Genomic DNA, 18,063 nt, shown 5'->3' on the forward strand with positions numbered 1-18,063 from the left:
CCTGGTTTTGAGTAAGAAATGTAACTTAGCGCAAAAGCAATTTGTGAGGGTAATTTATTCTTTTTTGGTTCAGCTCGCATGGTTCCATCTTCGCCTTATCGCCAAATTCAACCAGAAAATCAAACTATTTGTGAATGGTAGAAAGCAGACCTTTTCAATACTGGAAAATGCTTTGTCTTCGGCTGACCAAACCATTTGGATGCATGTGGCTTCCTTGGGGGAGTATGAACAGGGACTGCCCTTATTGGAAAAGCTAAAAGCAAAGTACCCTAACCATAAGTTCATCCTCACCTTTTTCTCCCCCTCGGGCTATGAGGTCAAAAAAGGGAAAACCCCAGCAGATGTAGTGGTTTATTTGCCCATGGATACCCGAAAAAACGCTAAAGGTTTTGTGGACATGGTAAAGCCAAAATTTGCAATTTTCATTAAATACGAGATATGGCCCAACTATCTTCATGAATTGCGAAAAAGGGGTATTGCCACGCTATTGGTTTCAGGGATTTTTTCAAAAAAACAGGTGTATTTTAAATGGTATGGCGGTTTCATGAGAAAATCACTCCACACTTTTTCGCATTTCTTTGTGCAGGAAGATCGCTCCAAGGAACTACTAAAATCCATTGGATTCCAAAACGTGACCGTAAGTGGCGATACCCGCTTTGATAGGGTCAATGCCATTCTTGAACGGGACAACACCTTGGATTTTATGGAAGGGTTTAAAGGGGACTCCCTGTGTTTTGTAGCTGGAAGCACTTGGCCCGAAGATGAAAGGATATTGGTGAAATACATCAATAGTTCAACTAAAGGGATAAAGTTTGTTCTGGCACCACATAATATCAAAACGGCCCATATTAAAAATTTAAAAACATCAATTGACCAAAAGGCCATATGCTATTCCGAATTGACCACCCATACCATTGCCGATGTTGATGTGCTCATTGTTGACACCATTGGACTTTTGACCAAAATATATAGCTATGCGGATTTCACCTATGTAGGCGGCGGTTTTGCAACCGGACTACACAACACCCTGGAACCAGCAGTATTTGGCGTTCCGGTAATCTTTGGCCCAAAGTATCACAATTTCAAGGAGGCCGTGGATTTGGTGAACCTAAAGGGAGGACTTTCCGTTAAGGACCAGAATGAATTTGACACCACCATGGAAAGGTTACTCAATGACCCTGACCTTGCCATACGGACCGGTAATGGCAATATCCAATACATCCAGCGAAAAATTGGTGCTACAAATGCAGTTATGCAGTATATTGGAAACTTGATTTGATTTTTTAGCAGTTGTAACCAAACCTAAACCAAAAATGGATAAACGTATATTCAGGATTTCAATTACGGCAGCACTGGCCGGATTCTTATTTGGATTTGACACCGTGGTCATCAGTGGTGCCAACCAACCCATAAAGGAGCTTTGGGAAACCAATTGGTTCTTGGGCGATTCCATTTTCACATTTCACGGCATTTTTATCATGTCCATGGCTTTGTGGGGAACGGTGCTTGGCTCCTTGTTCGGGGGTATTCCAACCGACAAGTTGGGCAGAAAAAAAACATTGTTTTGGATCGGAATCTTATATTTTGTCTCCGCCCTAGGTTCCGCTGTGGCTACCGAACCCTATAGTTTTTCTTTTTTTAGGTTTATTGGAGGTGTGGGTGTAGGGGCATCTTCGGTTGCTGCCCCAATTTATATTTCTGAAATATCATCTGCGCAAAACAGGGGAAGGCTTACCGCCTTGTACCAATTCAATATTGTATTTGGAATATTGATAGCTTTCATTTCCAACTACCTGATTGGTTCCATTTTCGCTGAAGATGTAGCCTGGCGTTGGATGCTTGGTGTGGAGGGAATACCAGCCTTAATTTATACCCTGCTGGTCCTAAAAATTCCCCAAAGCCCAAGATGGCTTTTGTTAAAGGACAATCCCGATGCTGTCGTAATCAAATCGTTGACCTTATTGGGGATAAAGGAAAGTGAAGCCAGTATTCAATTGGCCCAAATAAAGGTTTCCTTGGTTGAATCCATTGAAAAGAAAAAGGAAAAGCTATTCTCCGGAAAATACAATAAACCGCTTTTGCTTGCCTTCTTATTGGCCTTCTTCAACCAACTCTCGGGCATTAATTTTGTGCTGTATTATGCTCCGGAGATTTTGGAACGGGCCGGACTGGCGACCGGAGAATCCCTTTTCAGTTCCATATCCATAGGGATCGTCAACCTGCTATTTACTTTTGTGGGTATCGCCCTTATTGATAGACTGGGACGTAAACAACTAATGTACATTGGGTCAATGGGCTATATCATCAGTCTTGCCATGGTGGGATGGTGTTTTTATTCTGGAGCAAGTTCCGTTTTATTGCTCATTTTTATTTTGGTTTTTATTGCCTCCCACGCTGTAGGACAGGGATCGGTAATCTGGGTGTTCATTTCAGAGATATTCCCGAATAAGGTCCGGGCCTATGGGCAATCTTGGGGAACAGGGACGCATTGGGTCTTCGCTGCACTGATTACCTTATTGACCCCTACCTTTTTGGACAGCGAAATTGGAATCTTTAAGGAAAACCCCTGGCCCATTTTTGTATTTTTCGCGGGCATGATGATATTACAGTTACTTTGGGTTGTCTTTATGATGCCGGAAACCAAGGGAATCTCATTGGAGGATTTGGCCAAAAAACTGAGCCTTTCCAAATAATTTTCAACACCAAAAAAGCTGCCTTATACGGGACAAAGCCTGGGATTGGTCGAATTAACCGTTGTTTTTTGACCCAATTCCTTTAAGAAATCGTTATATTTATTAGAAATAGCATTCTCTATGACACAGAACACTACTATTGGAGCAAGCTTTTTAAATCTATTTCTTAGAATAATGGTCTATGCATTGATTGGGATTCTAATCACCATTCCACTTTGTATCATCGGTGATCAACTTGGAATTTTCGATGCATTGGGCATTCAATTTTAAAAAGCATCCCAGAATTAAGATCCGGCAGTTTTACATCACAAAAGGCTGTCCCGTACTTTGAAGCACAGCAAACCAAAAATCGCTTTCCAAATCTATCTTTTTTCGTTTTTTGGTCACTGCTGAAATGGGCAAATAAACAGAATTATTGTTCACCCTACCGACAACGAATTTTGTTTTTCCTGCCATGGCACCGTGTACGGCCATATAGGCCAAACCACTGCAAAAAACACTGTCCCCGGAGTTTGCGGCCGCACTGCGAACGATATAGCTTGGGTCAATATATTTTACTGTAATGGGCAAAATTTCCTTGAAATATTCTATGATCTTATCTTTTAGAAAGACCCCAATATCATCGTGTTTTACATTTCCGGAAGCATCTTTTTTTACATCCTCCTTGGCAAACAAATGTTGACCGGCACCCTCTGCCACTACAATGACCGCATGGTGTTTGGATTCCAATCGTCTTTTGAGCGATTCCAAAAAACCGTTCTCCCCATAAAGGTTGAATTCGGACTCCGGAATCAGGACAAAATTCACAACTGGTTGGGCCAATGCCGCAGAAGCGGCGATAAAACCACTATCCCTTCCCATTAACTTTACGATGGAAACCCCGTTATAGGCACCTTTTGCCTCATTATGGGCATCCCGTAAAATTGGGCTGGCAATATCAAAGGAAGTTTCAAATCCAAACGATTTATCAATAATGTCAATATCGTTATCAATAGTTTTTGGAATGCCGACTACTGCAATATCCAATCCTCTCCTTTTGATTTCCTCACCAATGGCATCGGAACCTTTTAAAGTGCCATCACCGCCAATAGTGAAAAGAATATTGATGTTGTTTTGGACCAGTGTGTCCACCATCACCCCAAGATCTTGGGCTCCTCTTGAAGAGCCTAAAATTGTACCTCCAAACTGGTGTATGTCCTTTACCTTATCCGGGGTAAGTTCCTCCAGATTATGCTTCATTTTTGGATTGAGACCCTCATATCCATAGGGAATACCCAATATTCGCTTTACCCCATAGAAATAATGCAGGGCCATTACCACACCCCTGATTACGTTATTTATCCCCGGACAAAGTCCACCACAGGTGACTATGGCCGCTGTTGTCTTCTTTGGGTCAAAATAAATGTTTTGACGGGGGCCGGCTTTTTCCAGGCAATTGGGTTCTTCCCCATTGGCAAGACAAGAATTGTAGGTTTCCATGGAGAGATCGTAAACCAGCCTGTCGTTATCATCAACATAGTTGAAGATATTATCCCCCCTGACAGTACTTAACTGTAGGGGGGATTCAATCGCTGCCTCTCCCAAATTTTCTATTTGGAACATATAGACGTTATTGATTAAATATGATAATTCATTTCATGGTGCGAGTCAATCAGCGGTCCTCCATTTAAAATTTCCTCTGATGCTTCACTGGCAAATTTATCAAAGTTAATGTGGAAAGAATGCGCTAATTGAATTGCTTTACTAACATAAGCACCTTTTTGTAACCATGTATTCATTGGATCTAGGATTTCTGTAGGAACACTCGGACAATATTTGGGCATAAACAATCCAAAAATGGGGTGTACCTCATAATCCACTTTTTCCAATTCTCCTTCTAAAATGGCAGAAATCATGGCTCTGGTGTATTTCAATTTAATACGTGAACCTACCCCATAGGGACCACCACTCCATCCTGTATTGATCAACCAAACATTTACACCGGCCTCGGTCATCTTTTTACTCAACATTTCTGCATAGACTGCCGGATGCAATGGCATAAAAGGCTCGCCAAAGCACGCAGAGAAAGAAGGTACTGGCTCATTGATTCCCGCTTCTGTTCCCGCAACCTTGGCGGTATAACCCGAAATAAAATGATAAGCCGCCTGTCCGGGGGTAAGTTTGGATACCGGGGGTAATACGCCAAAAGCATCACAGGTCAAAAAGAAAATGTTCTTTGGATTATCCGCGTAGGACGGCACCTGTAAGTTATCGATATGTTCAAGGGGATAGCTTACCCTGGTGTTCAATGTAATGGTACTATCAAAATAGTCCACTTCCTTGGTACCTTCCTTGAACATTACATTTTCCAGGAGTGCTCCAGGGCGGATGGCCCGATAAATGTCCGGTTCCTTTTCCTCGGTGAGGTCAATTACCTTCGCATAACAACCCCCTTCAAAGTTAAAAATGGTATTCTCGGCTGTCCAACCATGCTCATCATCACCTATGAGTTTTCGATTTGGATCGGCAGATAAAGTGGTTTTACCTGTTCCCGAAAGCCCAAAGTAAATGGCAGTGTCCCCTTTTTCCCCAACATTGGCGGAGCAGTGCATGGGCAGGACATTCATCTCTACTGGCAAGATGAAGTTCAATGCAGTAAACACCCCTTTCTTCATTTCGCCAGGGTATTCAGATCCCCCAACGAGCGCTATTTTTCGTGTGTAGTCCAAAATTGAGAAGTTCCCAGCGATAATTCCAAAATCTTTGGGGTTTGGTGCCTCATAACCCGGGGCACAGAGTAGCAACCATTCTTCTTCAAAGTCCTTCAACTCCTCCTCCGGGAGACGGATGAACATGTTCTTAACGAAGTAATTGGACCATGGGTATTCTGTAACGCTCCTAACGTTCATTCTGTACCTTGGATCCGCACAGACCGCGGCATCACGTACATAAATCTCCTTTCCGGACAGATAATTGACTACTTCGTCATAAAGTTTCTCAAAGTTTTCCGGTGAGATGGGTTTGTTGATTCTTCCCCACCAAATCCTGTCTTTGGTATAATCATCCTTTACCAAAAAACGGTCTTTGGGCGAGCGTCCGGTAAATTTACCCGTATTGATGGCCAAAGTGCCATTTTCCGACTCTACACCCATTCCTTTTTCAACGGTAATCTTTTGAAGGGTCTCTGGATCTAAGTTCCAATGCGCTGTGGCATTCTTGATCCCGTACTTTTCCAATTCTCTTGTTTTTCTTGTAACGGCATTCATAATGTTATTGATTTAAAGTTTGCGTCCAAAATTCCAGACCAACGGTACAATCAGCACCGTGGTTAAAAAACCAGTAATAGTGGCCACTTACCTTTATTCAATCCTAAAAACACCTGCTAAGGGGAATGGGATCGTCACTCCGTCGAAATTTTTTAAAGAGCGAGAACCCGCATTACTCCTGGAGATGCGGGTTCGCCTCTATCTAAAAGGTTTAAACCACTTTATATTGATTAAATGTTATTCAATTTACGACTTAAATACTTGTTCATAATCCTCCACGGAACCGTTGTCCAAGCAGCATTCGATGATGCGTTTACCCAGTGGGTCCAAAGTATCATCTTGAAACTGCGCCAACGTTTTAATGAAGAAATCATATAATATATCAGCACCTTTATCGTATGCTTTCTTTCCTACTTCTTCCTGATATTCCACTTTCAGGAACCATTTTGGAATTTGCCGCCCTTCTACCTTCATGGAGTTCATTGCATAACCCAACAAACTGCACCTGGAAGCACTTAGTCTATGTGGGGAGAAGTTGGCATTCCCCCTACGCGCAAGATACTCACGGCTAATCCATTGTGGCATGAAGCTTGTTTTCCACGCCCCAATATGTTGGTTCGGTGTAAGGATATACTTCACACCTGGGGTATTCTGTATTTGTTCAAGCAATAGATTGGCCTGTTTCACCTTTTTGCCCGTAGCAAATGGCCAATAACTGCCCACACCTTCACTACTAATGCCCTTGGTCTGGATAATACTTGGGTTTGCATGTCCCCTAGGGGCTACCAAGCGCCATAACCAAGCCAGTGCCGGTGGCAATATATGCATGACTCCAACAATTCCATAATTTGGATTTTTCTTGGTACAGGGTGGTGTTCTTAGGCCAATACTCCTAATATCTACCCTAACCGGTTTGGAGTATACCCCTGGCACCGATTCGCGTGGTAAAATTACCCTTGGATTTGGGCAGGGTACTCCCGGCTCATCCTCCTTATGGTCCCAAATCAAGGCACGCCCTCCGGGAACGGCTTCAATATTTAAGAACAATAGGGGGTTATCCGGAAGAGCCGTAATTTTTTCGAGCATCATATCCTTACCGTAGTCATCAATATGGTCCACACGAACAAACCAGGCATCTTCCGCATCTTCAAGCCATAATTTTTTGGCATCTTTCTGAAGATTGGGGTGGCATAATGCCATATCATCCGTAACGGGTTGCAGGTCACAGGTTCTGGGAAGTTCAATTGTACGTTCTTCACCGGTCAGAACATTTTTACCCAGTAAGAGGCTACCATCGGGTTGCCTGTGGGGCAACTGAAGCATCTCACTTTTTCCACCGCCACTGGCTCCCTCATGCATCATGGTAACCACGTTATCATAGGGTGTGATCACACGTACGGTTGAACAGTGGGCCGTAACCCAACCTTCATCTTCCCCCTTACCGATCAACATACCGTATACACCCTTCTTGGCACTGGGACCTGGATAAAGATTGTATGAGAACATTTCGTATTTACCCGGTATCCGGTTGTGTACCACCACTTGTTTCCCTTCAAAATGGGTATGGCGGAAAGGAGGCGCAGCATATATCACAGCTTCGGGGGCAAAATCCTCCGGTAATTCTTCTGGGTCCAGTATCCCTTGCAACAGGGCCAATCCCAGTCCAAAAAAACCTGTATTGGCCGGAATGACGGCCACGGCATCATATCCCATACCCGGTTGGCCTGCATGGAAATAGAACATTCCCAAATCCTGTGTTTTCAACCATTCGAAAGTTTCCGTTCTTAGGGAGTCAAAAGAGGTACCAAACCTTTTTTCATAGGTAGGTTTATCCGTAGGCAGATCATCGGCTATGACCATACAATTGGGATCGCGACGACGCATGTATACTTCGGTGTAATTGGCCGCGATGCCATTTTTGGTACGGGCCACTTCGGCCTCAAGGTAGCTTCGCCCATCAGGCAAATCGAATCGCACTTCATGAAAGTTGCTGTCCTTACCCCCGGCGGCAAGGTCCACCAATTCCTGAGCATTCCGCGCAACGGTAACACTTGGTGCCTTATCCAACAATTCTTGTAGCTCAGCGATGTTTCCAACAGGGAGCTTTGTTGAGGTCGTTTCCATATCAATCATAGTTCTATATTTGGTTAAATGAATTAAATTTTTCTTTCAAAATATTTTTAAAGGCCGTGTTCAAAAATTCCAGACCAACGGTACGACCAACACCGTGGTTATAAAAAAGAGCAACAGTAAAGGCCCGCCGACCCTTACGTAGTCCATAAAAGAATACCCGCCAGCGGATAATACCATGGCGTTGGTTGTGGTTCCAACAGGGGTCAAAAAAGCTGTTGATGCACTTACCGCCACTGTTATTAAATAGGGTTTGGGAGACACTCCCAAGGAATTCGCCGCAATTAGGGCTATAGGGGCCATAAGGACCGCTGTAGCTGAATTGTTTATCGTTTGGCTAAAAGCTGTGGTCAATAGAAAAATACCGGCCAACAATGCCGTGGGATGAACGCTTCCCAGCACCTCCACCAATCCTTCCGCGGCCATTTGGGCAACTCCCGTCTTTTGGAGGGCCAAGCCCATGGGAATCATGGCAGCAATCATCACCACACTGGTCCAACTGATTCCTTTGTACGCCTTGGTTATCGGCACACAACGGGTCAACATCATGATACCTGCACATATCAAGGCTGCCATTGCACCGGGGAGCACCTTAAAGACCAAAAGTGCGATCAATAAGATCAAGGTGCCCATAGCGATATAACTTCTAGTGGTCAACTGTGCCACATTCTTTGCCATGGACTCAGGTCTTCCCGAGATAACCACGTTTTCATACAGGGATTTCAAGGTTTCAATATTTTCCCATGTCCCCCTGATAACGAAAGCATCACCGGCTTCCATTTTAATTTTCCCCGTTAAAGGACGATTGTCCCTTGAGGCGGCCAATAGTTGTACCCCCGTTTGTTTTAGGTAATGCCCAAGATTGATTACACGACCTACAAAAATTGAGTTTGGCGAGATGAACATCTCTGCCATCCCAACCTCCTGATTGATCAGCTCATTTTTTAAGGTATCCATTTCTACGGGCGTAGGAATTACACCAAGGGAGAATTTAAGCACCAATTTGTCCACATCCTCTGCCTGGCCCTTAACGGTAATGATATCATGATACCGCATTTCGGTATCCGGATCGGGCAATTCCACAAATTGGGGAACCTTTTGCTTCAAGGGACTCGGGTGCCTCCTTTTTAGCCTCATAACGGAAACATTGTGTTTTCCTTCAAAATCCCAGTCCTCAATTTTGGTATTGATAAGGGGGGACATCGAACGAATCCGCAATCGATACAGGTTATCGCCAACACTATAATTTTCAATCCACTTATGCATTTCCACATCAATATCCACCGGTTTTTCCTTTGTGGTATTCGAAGGCATCAGGCGATAGCCAACATATCTGAAATAAAGAATGGTGATAAGTAACAAAGGGAGGCCAATCAAGGAGAACTCAAAAAAACTAAATCCTTCCAGGTTGTTTTCAATAAGGGTGTTGCTGGCAATGATATTTGGTGGGGTCCCGGTCAAGGTCAATAAACCACCGGTATTGGAACCAAACGCTACGGGCATCAATAACTTTGAGGGCAAGGTCCCAGCATTCCATGCTGCGGAAACGGTAACAGGAAGCAAAGCTGCCACCGTGCCTGTGTTACTCACAAAACCTGAGAGCACGCTTGCCCCTAAAGTCACAATAACCAATAATTTAGGCACACTCTTTTTTGCCCAACTCACAAAGCGCTGTCCGGCAATCGCCGTCCAACCTGTTCTGGAAAGCCCTTCTCCAATAATAAACAGGGCCGCAATCATAATTACGGTAGCATTGCTAAATCCACTCAACGCCTCCTCGGCGGTCAAAATACCCGTGAGAAAGAGCGTAATCATTGAAATTAACGCTACAACATCTGGTGGGAACTTTCCCCAAATAAAGAGGAGAATCGTTATGGTAAGAATGATTAAAAGTGTAATCATTTGGAGTCTTTCATCATATTAATCCAATGTCAATACGGGGACACTGGAATGTAGGGTCAGTAATTTTGTCAAACGACCTTCTGAAGGTTTTGTCTTTTTCGCATGGTTTCTGGGCAAAATGGCCAAAAGGTCAATGTTTTTCTCTTCGATGTAATCCAATATCCCTTTTTCTATATCTTCATTTTTTTCAAAAGTGTGTTCGGCGTAAAAATGTTCCAAATAGTACTCCAAGGTTCTTTCATTGGTCTCAACGATCACCTTTTCTTCATAGATGGACTCCTTATAGATGGTTAATACGTGTACTTTGGCATTAAAGGAACGGGCAACATCCAATAGTAATCCCAAAACCTTGGGTTCCTCTATTTCTTCCTTGCCCAATACCAGGGCAATTGCCTGGGGCTTTTGGATTTGGGTACCAAATGGAACGGATATAACCGGGCAATCGGCGTCCAGCACCAATTGTGACGTATTCGTCAGCGGTTCCCCCACACTGGAATCGCCCAAAGTGCCCATAATGATCAAATCTGCCTTTTGGGCCCTCCTTGACCTTAAAATGGTCTCTTCCAAATCCCCTTGGGAAATCAACAATTCCGGATGCCAATGTGTTCTCTTATTTAAGTTGGATACTTCCCTGGCAAAGTTTTCCATGACTTCTTTGCGCTCCCTATCGCTAACTTCAGTAGTGCTAACGTATAGTGCCGTAATCTGTATGGGATTATCATACCCCACAAAGCTCAGGGTGTAGTCCAATGCTGCTATAGCCGGTTCCGTAAAATCGAAGGGAACCATAATTTTTTTAATACTGCTCATACCTATGAAATTTCTATTACTGGATCAATTCCAAAGCCAAAAGTATAATCCATCCCAATCCTAAAACATGATGGATATCAGGTTTCCTGTTTTTCATTTCATTTTAAAGTTTTCATAACACCATATGATAGATGTCATTATTTGCAAAAAATATGCGGGGGAACTTGCGCCCGTTTTTTAACAACATAGCATGGGAAATTCATCAGTGAAACCCCCAAACAGGCTGCGAAGTCTCTTACTCCAAACCTTTTTCCTTTTAGCGATCGTGGGTATCCGCGGTCAAGAAAACACCAAGACCGATATTGGTAGCTGGATGGTGTTCTCCATGGACAACCAACTATCCGAAAAATGGAGTGTACCGGTGGTGGCCATTTTATGCTATGAGAATTTGGCCGAACAAACGGAATTTGGGTTTGTCAGGACGGGAGTGACGTATAAAACAAGCCCTACCTTAAAATTAACCCTGGGTACTGCCTACGTCGACTCACAGCCTTTGTACCATCATGAATTCGAAACCTTGACCACCCAGGTCTGGGTCTATGAGCAAGCCACGATAAAAACGGGAACACTACAACATAGGTTGCGGATGGAACATCGGTGGATCGACAAACCCACCGAAAACATCTTTAACACCAGATTACGCTATAGACTTGGTTTTAAACAAAGACTTGGCACTACCTATTATATTAAATGTACGGACGAACCCTTTTTCAATTTTGATGAACTCTATATTGACCAAAACCGATTTTTTGTGGGTATTGGGAGAAAACTAGGTAAGGATGTTTCCATGGAGTTCGGGTATTTTAAAACCCATGTGGGCAAAAAAAATTTCGACAGACTAAGGGTAGCCGTGCACTTAAAAACCCTATTCTTCAAAAGAAATCCGGAGGATCTCACCCAGTCAGATTTTGCTGATTCCTCAAAATAGGGGCCATAAAATTGGAAACTTGATAAATATCATGTTTTTTCCGGCATATGAATTCTACTTTTATCAACAAATAAATGTTAAATGTCATGGAAGTCAAGAAAAACCCAAAAGCCGATCTAAATCGAAATAGTGGCCTATATTTTGTAATTGGGCTGACTATAGTATTGTTTGCCACTTGGCGGATGTTGGAGCACAAAACCTATGTCTCCGATGAAGAATTCGTCAATGTATTGAATGTAATGGATGAAATGGATGAAGAAGTGCCCATCACTGAACTCATAAAGACACCTCCACCTCCACCGCCACCAACAACTCCTGATGTGATAGAAGTTGTAGAGGATATTGAGGAAGTGGAAGAGACCATCATTGAAAGTACCGAGAGTAGCCAGGATACGTTTGTAGAGGAGGTTGTTAGTGTTGATGATGTTGATGTTGGGGAGGAAGAGGAAGAGATTTTGGTTCCATTTGCGGTTATTGAAAACGTTCCCGTATTTCCAGGCTGTGAAAACCTGGGCAGTGAAGCGGAACGTAAAGCTTGCTTTAACCGAAAAATCCAGGAACATATTCAAAAGAATTTTAATTATCCGAAAACTGCCTTGGAAATGGGCATAAGTGGAAGGGTCTTCGTACAGTTCGAAATTGATGGAACCGGTAAAGTTTCCGGCATTAGAAAACGTGGACCAGACCGCCTTTTGGAAGAGGAAGCTGTTCGGATCATAGCTTCACTTCCACAGATGAAGCCGGGAATGCAGCGTGGCCGTCCAGCAAAAGTTGGCTATAGTATCCCTATTAATTTTATGATGCAATAGCTGGGTTTCCATAACATTCATTTTGGCCCCGGAGTCTTTAAAAGCTTCGGGGCTTTTTTATTGCCATGGCGCTTTTTGATAGTCCGTGGCCTTGGAATTGCGTTCCCTGTTTTTTAAGACCAGATGGGTTTTATCCATCTCCCGGGTCCTGTATCCCAGTAAGTGGAAAAAGGACTTTGCAAAAAATCGGGCAATCCGTTTGTCCACATAAAGCGCATCCTTTTTGGCAGACGCCCATTTCACCCCTGGCAATAAGGCCAAAAAATCATCAAACCTTAACTTTCTAAGATATTTTGACAACCACAGGAAAAAGTAAGGGATGCTCCTAATAAAGTAAAAGCCTTCGTAACCCTTATCTTGGTAAAGCGGCATGAACAATTGCCTACTTTTGTCCGTGGTTATTGAAGCGCCTTGGGCCATGGAAATTGTAGTGCCCTTGGGTACGGTTTGAAAATTGATAAAACCTGGGAGCATTTCAAATTCCTCGCCCTCTTTAATTAGATACTGATAGTAGATTTCAAAGAAACGTTTTGGGGTCCTGGACTTATTCAGCTTCATCCGCAAGGTCTTGAGCTCTTGCTTGGGCATGGGGCAATACCCGGTGAGCCCCAGGGTATACCAAATAAAGTTTTCCGCGTTTACGATGGCTTTGATATCGCCATGTTGTCCACTTTCAAAACCAAAGGCCACATAACCCAAATCGTTGATATAACTCAGTAAGGCCCCTGTTAAGTACTCTTCAATACCAAGAATACTCGGCAGGGGAAAGTTTCTGGTGAATCTCCGGTTCAACAGGCTATCATTCATGACAATAAAAGGTTCCGTTTCACCGGAAGTTGTGTGTAAATCAATGAAGTAAAATGGTGGGGAAGCGGTTTCCAAAATCTGATTGATCAAGGTATGCAAAGACAGCATCTCTTTCTCCTCAATACTTCTGGAAGGCTTTGGCGAGGACAGACTTTCCATTCTATGGGGAAACCATATCCTGTTCAAGTCTTCATCAATAAAACGGGCATCTATGGGCAGTGCCGATAAATTACCGGCAATACCAAAAAATTCACCGGAAAAATGGGCCGATCCGTCTTCCATCTCGGAGAAAACATGCTGCAAGGCTTTGACCCCGGCAGGCTCGTTTCCATGAATGCCCCCAAAAAATACTACCGTTGGGCCTGGAACTTCTCCTTTAATATGGCCAATAATCCTATGCACCTCTTTAGAGGTCCCATTTATTGTTGTAACAGGTTGGGGCATTAAGAAAAATCTGTTTTACTGAGAATTCCTACCAAAGTATTGTCCAAAACTACCGGAAGACAACCAATTTTATTTGTTTCCATGGATGCTAAAGCTAGGGAAACTTCTGATTCTGGCGAAATGGTAATGACATCTTTTATCATAACATCCGACACTACGGTACTCTCAAAATTGACTTCTTTTTCCAAAGATTCCAAATACCCCCAGGTAAGAAGCCCTGCCAATTCCCCGTGATCATTTTCCACCGGGATATGATGGATTCCATTCCATTCCATAATGGCCTTTGCCATACTCACATAGTCATCCTCATTCAGTTTCAACAGATGGGTGGTCATTAATTCCTTGACCAATCTAGGGGTGCGTTTAACCTTTTCCAGATGAATATCTTCCCACTTATGGATGGGAAGGTTATTGGTCTGATTCTCCACCATTTTCTTGGTCAATAGCACGAGTGACTTATCCGTTTTGAACTTTTTCTTCAGTTTTCTTAGGTTGGCCACCTGCCACTGCTCCCCCGTCCTGCCTTTGGTCCTGGCCTCAATTATGCCCAAAAGACGTTCTACGTCCTCATCATCCACACCACATCTATGTAGCCCCTTATAAGCGATGGGCAAAAGTTTGTTCAAAACCAATTTCTTGGCGGTATACGATTCACCGCACCAGGAAAACAAGGTCTCTTTTCCAGATCTCGCAGCCTTGATAAAATTGGTTTTCGCAGCCTTAAAATCCATTTGGGATGGCATATCATCAAAGGCTTTTGGACGACCCTTCATCAATCCAACCCAAAAAGCAAAGTTTGCTATCTCGTCCAATACGGAAGGCCCGGAAGGGATATATCTATTTTCGATTCTAAGATGGGGCTTCCCATTGCCAACACCATAGCAGGCCCTGTTCCACCGATAGACCGTTCCATTGTGCAAACAAAGTGCAGGCAGTTTGGGTATCTCCCCATTGTTCAACTTTTCAAGGGAATTCTGCTCAATGGGTTTGGTCAATAATATACGGTGTTTGGAAATATCCTGCTTAAATATTTCCGCCACATCGCCTTTTTCCCAATGGTCCCCAAAGCCGACCCTTGGCGTTTGATTACGAAGGGCCGAGGCCGTTTTTCGGGTATCCAGACTTTGTTGGAACAAGGCTATCCTGGTTTCTTTCCATAACTCCCTGCCCATGAGCAGTGGAGAGTTGCAGCAGACCGAAAGTACGGGGCCAGCTATGGCCTGGGCCCAGTTATAGCTTTGCACAAAATCGTGCGAAGGTATCTGAAGGTGCAATTGGAAGCTTGTATTACAGGCCTCAAACATCACGGAATCATGTCTTAGGAACAGTTCATCCACCCCACGGATTTTGAGATTAAAATCGCCTCCCTTATAGGTTTTTAGCATTTCATTCAATGCAAAATACCGTGGTATGGGGGTCAAATGATCCAGTCCAACCTCCTTTTTACCAATGGTGGGCAAAATTCCGGCCAGCAATAGTTTTGCATTCAATCCCTTCGCCTTTTTAGCTGCCTTTTCAAGTAATCTACGCAATTGGTCCTCAACCAATGAAAAACAATTCCCTTTTAGTTCAAAGGGATCCAGGTTGATCTCAATATTATAACTTGCTAATTCAGTAGTAAAATGCGCATCATTGATAGCATCCAACAATTCCAGGTTCACCCCAAACGGCCTATAGTCCTCATCTATAAGACAGAGCTCCTGTTCTGCTCCAATACGAACGATATCATCTTCAAAAAGCCCTCTTTCCAGTAAAAGCTCAAGTGCCTTAATATCGTCTATTAAATGTTGTACAAAGGCCATTCGTTCCACAATGTCCTTCGTATTGTTTTTAATCATTTCTCCCATAAGGAGCTTCTTTTTAACAAATCTAACGATCCGTAGGCGTTGAAAACATGACAATTATCAGCCTAGAGGCTTTGAAAATATGCCGAAATGACATTTATCATATTTTCTTTGGTTGAACGCCGATACTTTTGGAAGTATATTGAACAGGTATGTGCAATTTAACGAGCAAATATAATGTTCCCGGCCCGCGTTATACCAGTTATCCAACTGTCCCGTACTGGGATGGGGATTATTTCTCCGGTAAAAAATGGAAGGAAAGTGTAAGGCAACGCTTTGACGAGTCTGGGAAAGAAGGCATAAGTGTTTATATCCATCTCCCCTTTTGTGAAAGTATGTGCACTTTTTGTGGTTGCCATAAAAGGATTACCAAAAAACATGAGGTGGAAGCACCTTATATCAATACACTACTTAAGGAATGGGTACTTTACCGGGATATTCTTGGGAAAAAACCTTTGATCAAGGAACTGCATCTTGGTGGAGGAACACCCACTTTTTTTTCACCGGAAAACCTGACCCGCCTCATCAATGGTATATTTAGGTTTGCCGATAGGGCCCCCGACGCCGAACTAAGCTTTGAAGGCCACCCGAACAATACGACCAAAGCACACTTACGGGCCCTCTACGATCTGGGATTTAGAAGGGTTTGCTTTGGTGTACAGGATTATAACGAAAACGTACAGTTGGCCATAAATCGGATACAACCTTTCGAAAAGGTGAAGTCCGTAACGGAAATGGCAAGGGAGGTTGGTTATACCTCCGTTGGGCACGATTTGGTCTATGGATTGCCATTCCAATCCGTGGATGATGTGAAGAACACCATTGAGCATACCAACATAGTAAGGCCCGATCGTATCGCCTTTTATAGCTATGCCCATGTTCCCTGGCGAAAGGGAAACGGACAACGCGGATACCTGGATAGTGACCTTCCCAATACGGAGGATAAAAAACTGCAGTATGAAATTGGGAAACAGTGGTTGTTGGCCAAAGGCTACAAGGAAATTGGAATGGATCATTTTGCGGTGGAATCGGATGACCTTTACCTAGCCATTAAGAAAGGGACCCTACACCGGAACTTTATGGGATACACCCCTTCCAAAACCCAGTTAATGATTGGACTTGGGGCAAGCAGCATAAGCGACAGTTGGCATGCTTTTGCCCAAAATGTGAAGAGTATTGAAGAATACCAACATTTAATTGCTCACGATATTGTTCCTGTGTATCGCGGACATATTTTGAATGATGAGGACAAATTGATCCGCAAACACATTTTAAATTTAATGTGCCACTTTAACACCTCTTGGGAAGTTGAACAGACCCAACATTTGGACTTTGGCCACATTATGGACAACTTGCGCGAATTGGAGACGGATGGATTGGTCCGTATGGGTTCCAATAGCATTGAAGTTACTGAAAAAGGAAGACCATTCATTAGAAATATAAGTATGGCATTTGATCTAAAATTACACCGAAAGCAGCCGGAAACCCGCCTGTTTTCCATGACTGTCTAATCCACCTGTCCATTGATAGGTCCTAAATCTTATAAAAATGAAAAGTATAATTGTACCCATAGATTTTTCGGAACAATCCGAAGTTGCCCTAAAAGTAGCGGCCAACTTGGCCAAAAAAATTGATTCGGAACTGTTTGTGCTCCATATGCTGGAACTTTCCCCTGCCATTATGAGCAGTGGCGAGTATTTGCCCCAAGAGCATATTGTCCACCTAATGAAGCTTACGGAAAAACGTTTTTCGGAATTTCTGGCCAAAGACTATTTAAAGGGCGTAAACGTTACTCCTATCATTAAGCATTATAAGGTACTTAGCGAAATCAATAGTGTGGCCGAAAAGCACGAAATTGATTTGATCGTGATGGGATCGCACGGCACGGATGGCCTTCAGGAACTATTTATTGGCTCCAATACGGAACGCGTGGTGCGCAGCTCCGAAATCCCGGTTTTGGTAGTTAAGGGAGAAGTGGAAAACTTCAAGGCCGAACGTTTTATTTTCGCAAGTGATTTTAAGGAAGAAAGCGTACCAGCAGTGAAAAAGGCCGTTGAATTTGCCAAATTACTGGGTGCAGAACTTAAACTGGTATACATCAATACACCCGCAGATGCCTTTCTAAGTACGGAAGATGCCTACAGTCGTATTTCCAAATTTTTGAATATCGCCATGTTGGGATTGGAAGTCGATATCTATAACGATTATAGCGTTGAAAAAGGTGTCCTGAATTATGCAGAATCCAATGCTGCCGATTTAATTGGAATACCAACGCATGGAAGGCAGGGACTTTCCCACTTTTTTATGGGAAGTATTGGAGAGGATATTGCCAACCACAGTAAAATACCTGTGGTTACCTTTAAACTATAACTAACTAAACTGAGTATTTTTAGGACCCTTGCTGTCATGACAGCAAGGGTTTTTAAAAAAGGATATTTTTATCTTTTATAT

Annotated in this window: 14 protein-coding genes; 7 read left to right on the forward strand and 7 right to left on the reverse strand. The window is 43.2% G+C overall.

Annotated features, from left to right (window positions below; all coding sequences use genetic code 11):
* The first annotated feature begins 43 nt into the window (after positions 1-43).
* The 3 genes from L0P88_RS05075 (at position 44) to L0P88_RS05085 (ending at position 2,963) form a co-directional block, all read left to right on the forward strand.
* On the forward strand, positions 44-1,279 hold the full coding sequence (locus L0P88_RS05075) for a 3-deoxy-D-manno-octulosonic acid transferase (protein ID WP_247133533.1): 1,236 nt from the start codon (positions 44-46) through the stop codon (positions 1,277-1,279).
* 34 nt (positions 1,280-1,313) lie between these two features.
* Positions 1,314-2,693, forward strand: coding sequence for a sugar porter family MFS transporter (locus L0P88_RS05080; RefSeq protein WP_247133534.1), 1,380 nt, complete (start codon positions 1,314-1,316; stop codon positions 2,691-2,693).
* Between the two features lie 120 nt (positions 2,694-2,813).
* Positions 2,814-2,963, forward strand: a complete 150-nt coding sequence (locus L0P88_RS05085; protein ID WP_247133535.1) for a hypothetical protein — start codon at positions 2,814-2,816, stop codon at positions 2,961-2,963.
* A 30-nt stretch (positions 2,964-2,993) separates the two neighbouring features.
* Here the strand turns inward: L0P88_RS05085 and L0P88_RS05090 are convergent, their stop codons facing one another.
* The 5 genes from L0P88_RS05090 to L0P88_RS05110 form a co-directional block, all read right to left on the reverse strand.
* Positions 2,994-4,295, reverse strand: coding sequence for an ATP-dependent 6-phosphofructokinase (locus L0P88_RS05090; RefSeq protein ID WP_247133536.1), 1,302 nt, complete (start codon positions 4,293-4,295; stop codon positions 2,994-2,996).
* 14 nt (positions 4,296-4,309) lie between these two features.
* Positions 4,310-5,938, reverse strand: a complete 1,629-nt coding sequence (gene pckA, locus L0P88_RS05095; RefSeq protein WP_247133537.1) for a phosphoenolpyruvate carboxykinase (ATP) — start codon at positions 5,936-5,938, stop codon at positions 4,310-4,312.
* A gap of 246 nt (positions 5,939-6,184) precedes the next feature.
* The gene (locus L0P88_RS05100) at positions 6,185-8,071 is read right to left on the reverse strand and encodes a DUF4914 family protein (RefSeq protein ID WP_247133538.1); all 1,887 of its coding nucleotides are present in this window, start codon (positions 8,069-8,071) and stop codon (positions 6,185-6,187) included.
* A 60-nt stretch (positions 8,072-8,131) separates the two neighbouring features.
* Complete coding sequence (locus L0P88_RS05105) at positions 8,132-9,970, reverse strand: SLC13 family permease (protein WP_247133539.1); 1,839 nt, start codon at positions 9,968-9,970, stop codon at positions 8,132-8,134.
* 18 nt (positions 9,971-9,988) lie between these two features.
* A complete protein-coding gene (locus tag L0P88_RS05110; RefSeq protein WP_247133540.1) occupies positions 9,989-10,780 on the reverse strand; it encodes a universal stress protein in 792 nt (263 codons plus the stop codon).
* Between the two features lie 190 nt (positions 10,781-10,970).
* On the opposite strand from L0P88_RS05110, the gene L0P88_RS05115 reads away from it, so the two are divergent.
* Complete coding sequence (locus L0P88_RS05115) at positions 10,971-11,708, forward strand: DUF2490 domain-containing protein (protein ID WP_247133541.1); 738 nt, start codon at positions 10,971-10,973, stop codon at positions 11,706-11,708.
* Positions 11,709-11,794: 86 nt separating this feature from the next.
* Positions 11,795-12,517: an energy transducer TonB gene (locus L0P88_RS05120; protein ID WP_247133542.1), complete on the forward strand. Its 723-nt coding sequence runs from the start codon at positions 11,795-11,797 to the stop codon at positions 12,515-12,517.
* Positions 12,518-12,574: 57 nt separating this feature from the next.
* Here the strand turns inward: L0P88_RS05120 and L0P88_RS05125 are convergent, their stop codons facing one another.
* Together L0P88_RS05125 and L0P88_RS05130 are read right to left on the reverse strand one after the other, a co-directional pair.
* The gene (locus tag L0P88_RS05125; protein ID WP_247133543.1) at positions 12,575-13,768 is read right to left on the reverse strand and encodes a succinylglutamate desuccinylase/aspartoacylase family protein; all 1,194 of its coding nucleotides are present in this window, start codon (positions 13,766-13,768) and stop codon (positions 12,575-12,577) included.
* Positions 13,768-15,615 (reverse strand): CBS domain-containing protein, encoded by a 1,848-nt coding sequence (locus L0P88_RS05130; protein WP_247133544.1) that lies wholly within the window; start codon positions 15,613-15,615, stop codon positions 13,768-13,770. Before L0P88_RS05130 ends, L0P88_RS05125 begins: the two co-directional genes overlap by 1 nt.
* A gap of 149 nt (positions 15,616-15,764) precedes the next feature.
* On the opposite strand from L0P88_RS05130, the gene hemN reads away from it, so the two are divergent.
* Together hemN and L0P88_RS05140 are read left to right on the forward strand one after the other, a co-directional pair.
* A complete protein-coding gene (gene hemN, locus L0P88_RS05135; RefSeq protein ID WP_247133545.1) occupies positions 15,765-17,123 on the forward strand; it encodes an oxygen-independent coproporphyrinogen III oxidase in 1,359 nt (452 codons plus the stop codon).
* A gap of 37 nt (positions 17,124-17,160) precedes the next feature.
* Positions 17,161-17,982, forward strand: coding sequence for a universal stress protein (locus L0P88_RS05140; RefSeq protein WP_247133546.1), 822 nt, complete (start codon positions 17,161-17,163; stop codon positions 17,980-17,982).
* The last annotated feature ends 81 nt before the right edge of the window (positions 17,983-18,063 follow it).

The organism is Muricauda sp. SCSIO 64092, assembly GCF_023016285.1.
In the GTDB taxonomy this organism is placed as follows: Bacteria; Bacteroidota; Bacteroidia; order Flavobacteriales; family Flavobacteriaceae; genus Croceivirga.

Excerpts from the sequence above, each read along its gene's own strand:
- L0P88_RS05080 (WP_247133534.1), top strand. The coding sequence starts at position 1,314 with ATGGATAAACGTATATTCAGGATTTCAATTACGGCAGCACTGGCCGGA.
- L0P88_RS05085 (WP_247133535.1), top strand. The coding sequence starts at position 2,814 with ATGACACAGAACACTACTATTGGAGCAAGCTTTTTAAATCTATTTCTT.
- L0P88_RS05090 (WP_247133536.1), bottom strand. The coding sequence starts at position 4,295 with ATGTTCCAAATAGAAAATTTGGGAGAGGCAGCGATTGAATCCCCCCTA.
- pckA (WP_247133537.1), bottom strand. The coding sequence starts at position 5,938 with ATGAATGCCGTTACAAGAAAAACAAGAGAATTGGAAAAGTACGGGATC.
- L0P88_RS05100 (WP_247133538.1), bottom strand. The coding sequence starts at position 8,071 with ATGATTGATATGGAAACGACCTCAACAAAGCTCCCTGTTGGAAACATC.
- L0P88_RS05105 (WP_247133539.1), bottom strand. The coding sequence starts at position 9,970 with ATGATTACACTTTTAATCATTCTTACCATAACGATTCTCCTCTTTATT.
- L0P88_RS05110 (WP_247133540.1), bottom strand. The coding sequence starts at position 10,780 with ATGAGCAGTATTAAAAAAATTATGGTTCCCTTCGATTTTACGGAACCG.
- L0P88_RS05115 (WP_247133541.1), top strand. The coding sequence starts at position 10,971 with ATGGGAAATTCATCAGTGAAACCCCCAAACAGGCTGCGAAGTCTCTTA.
- L0P88_RS05120 (WP_247133542.1), top strand. The coding sequence starts at position 11,795 with ATGGAAGTCAAGAAAAACCCAAAAGCCGATCTAAATCGAAATAGTGGC.
- L0P88_RS05125 (WP_247133543.1), bottom strand. The coding sequence starts at position 13,768 with ATGCCCCAACCTGTTACAACAATAAATGGGACCTCTAAAGAGGTGCAT.
- L0P88_RS05130 (WP_247133544.1), bottom strand. The coding sequence starts at position 15,615 with ATGGGAGAAATGATTAAAAACAATACGAAGGACATTGTGGAACGAATG.
- hemN (WP_247133545.1), top strand. The coding sequence starts at position 15,765 with ATGTGCAATTTAACGAGCAAATATAATGTTCCCGGCCCGCGTTATACC.
- L0P88_RS05140 (WP_247133546.1), top strand. The coding sequence starts at position 17,161 with ATGAAAAGTATAATTGTACCCATAGATTTTTCGGAACAATCCGAAGTT.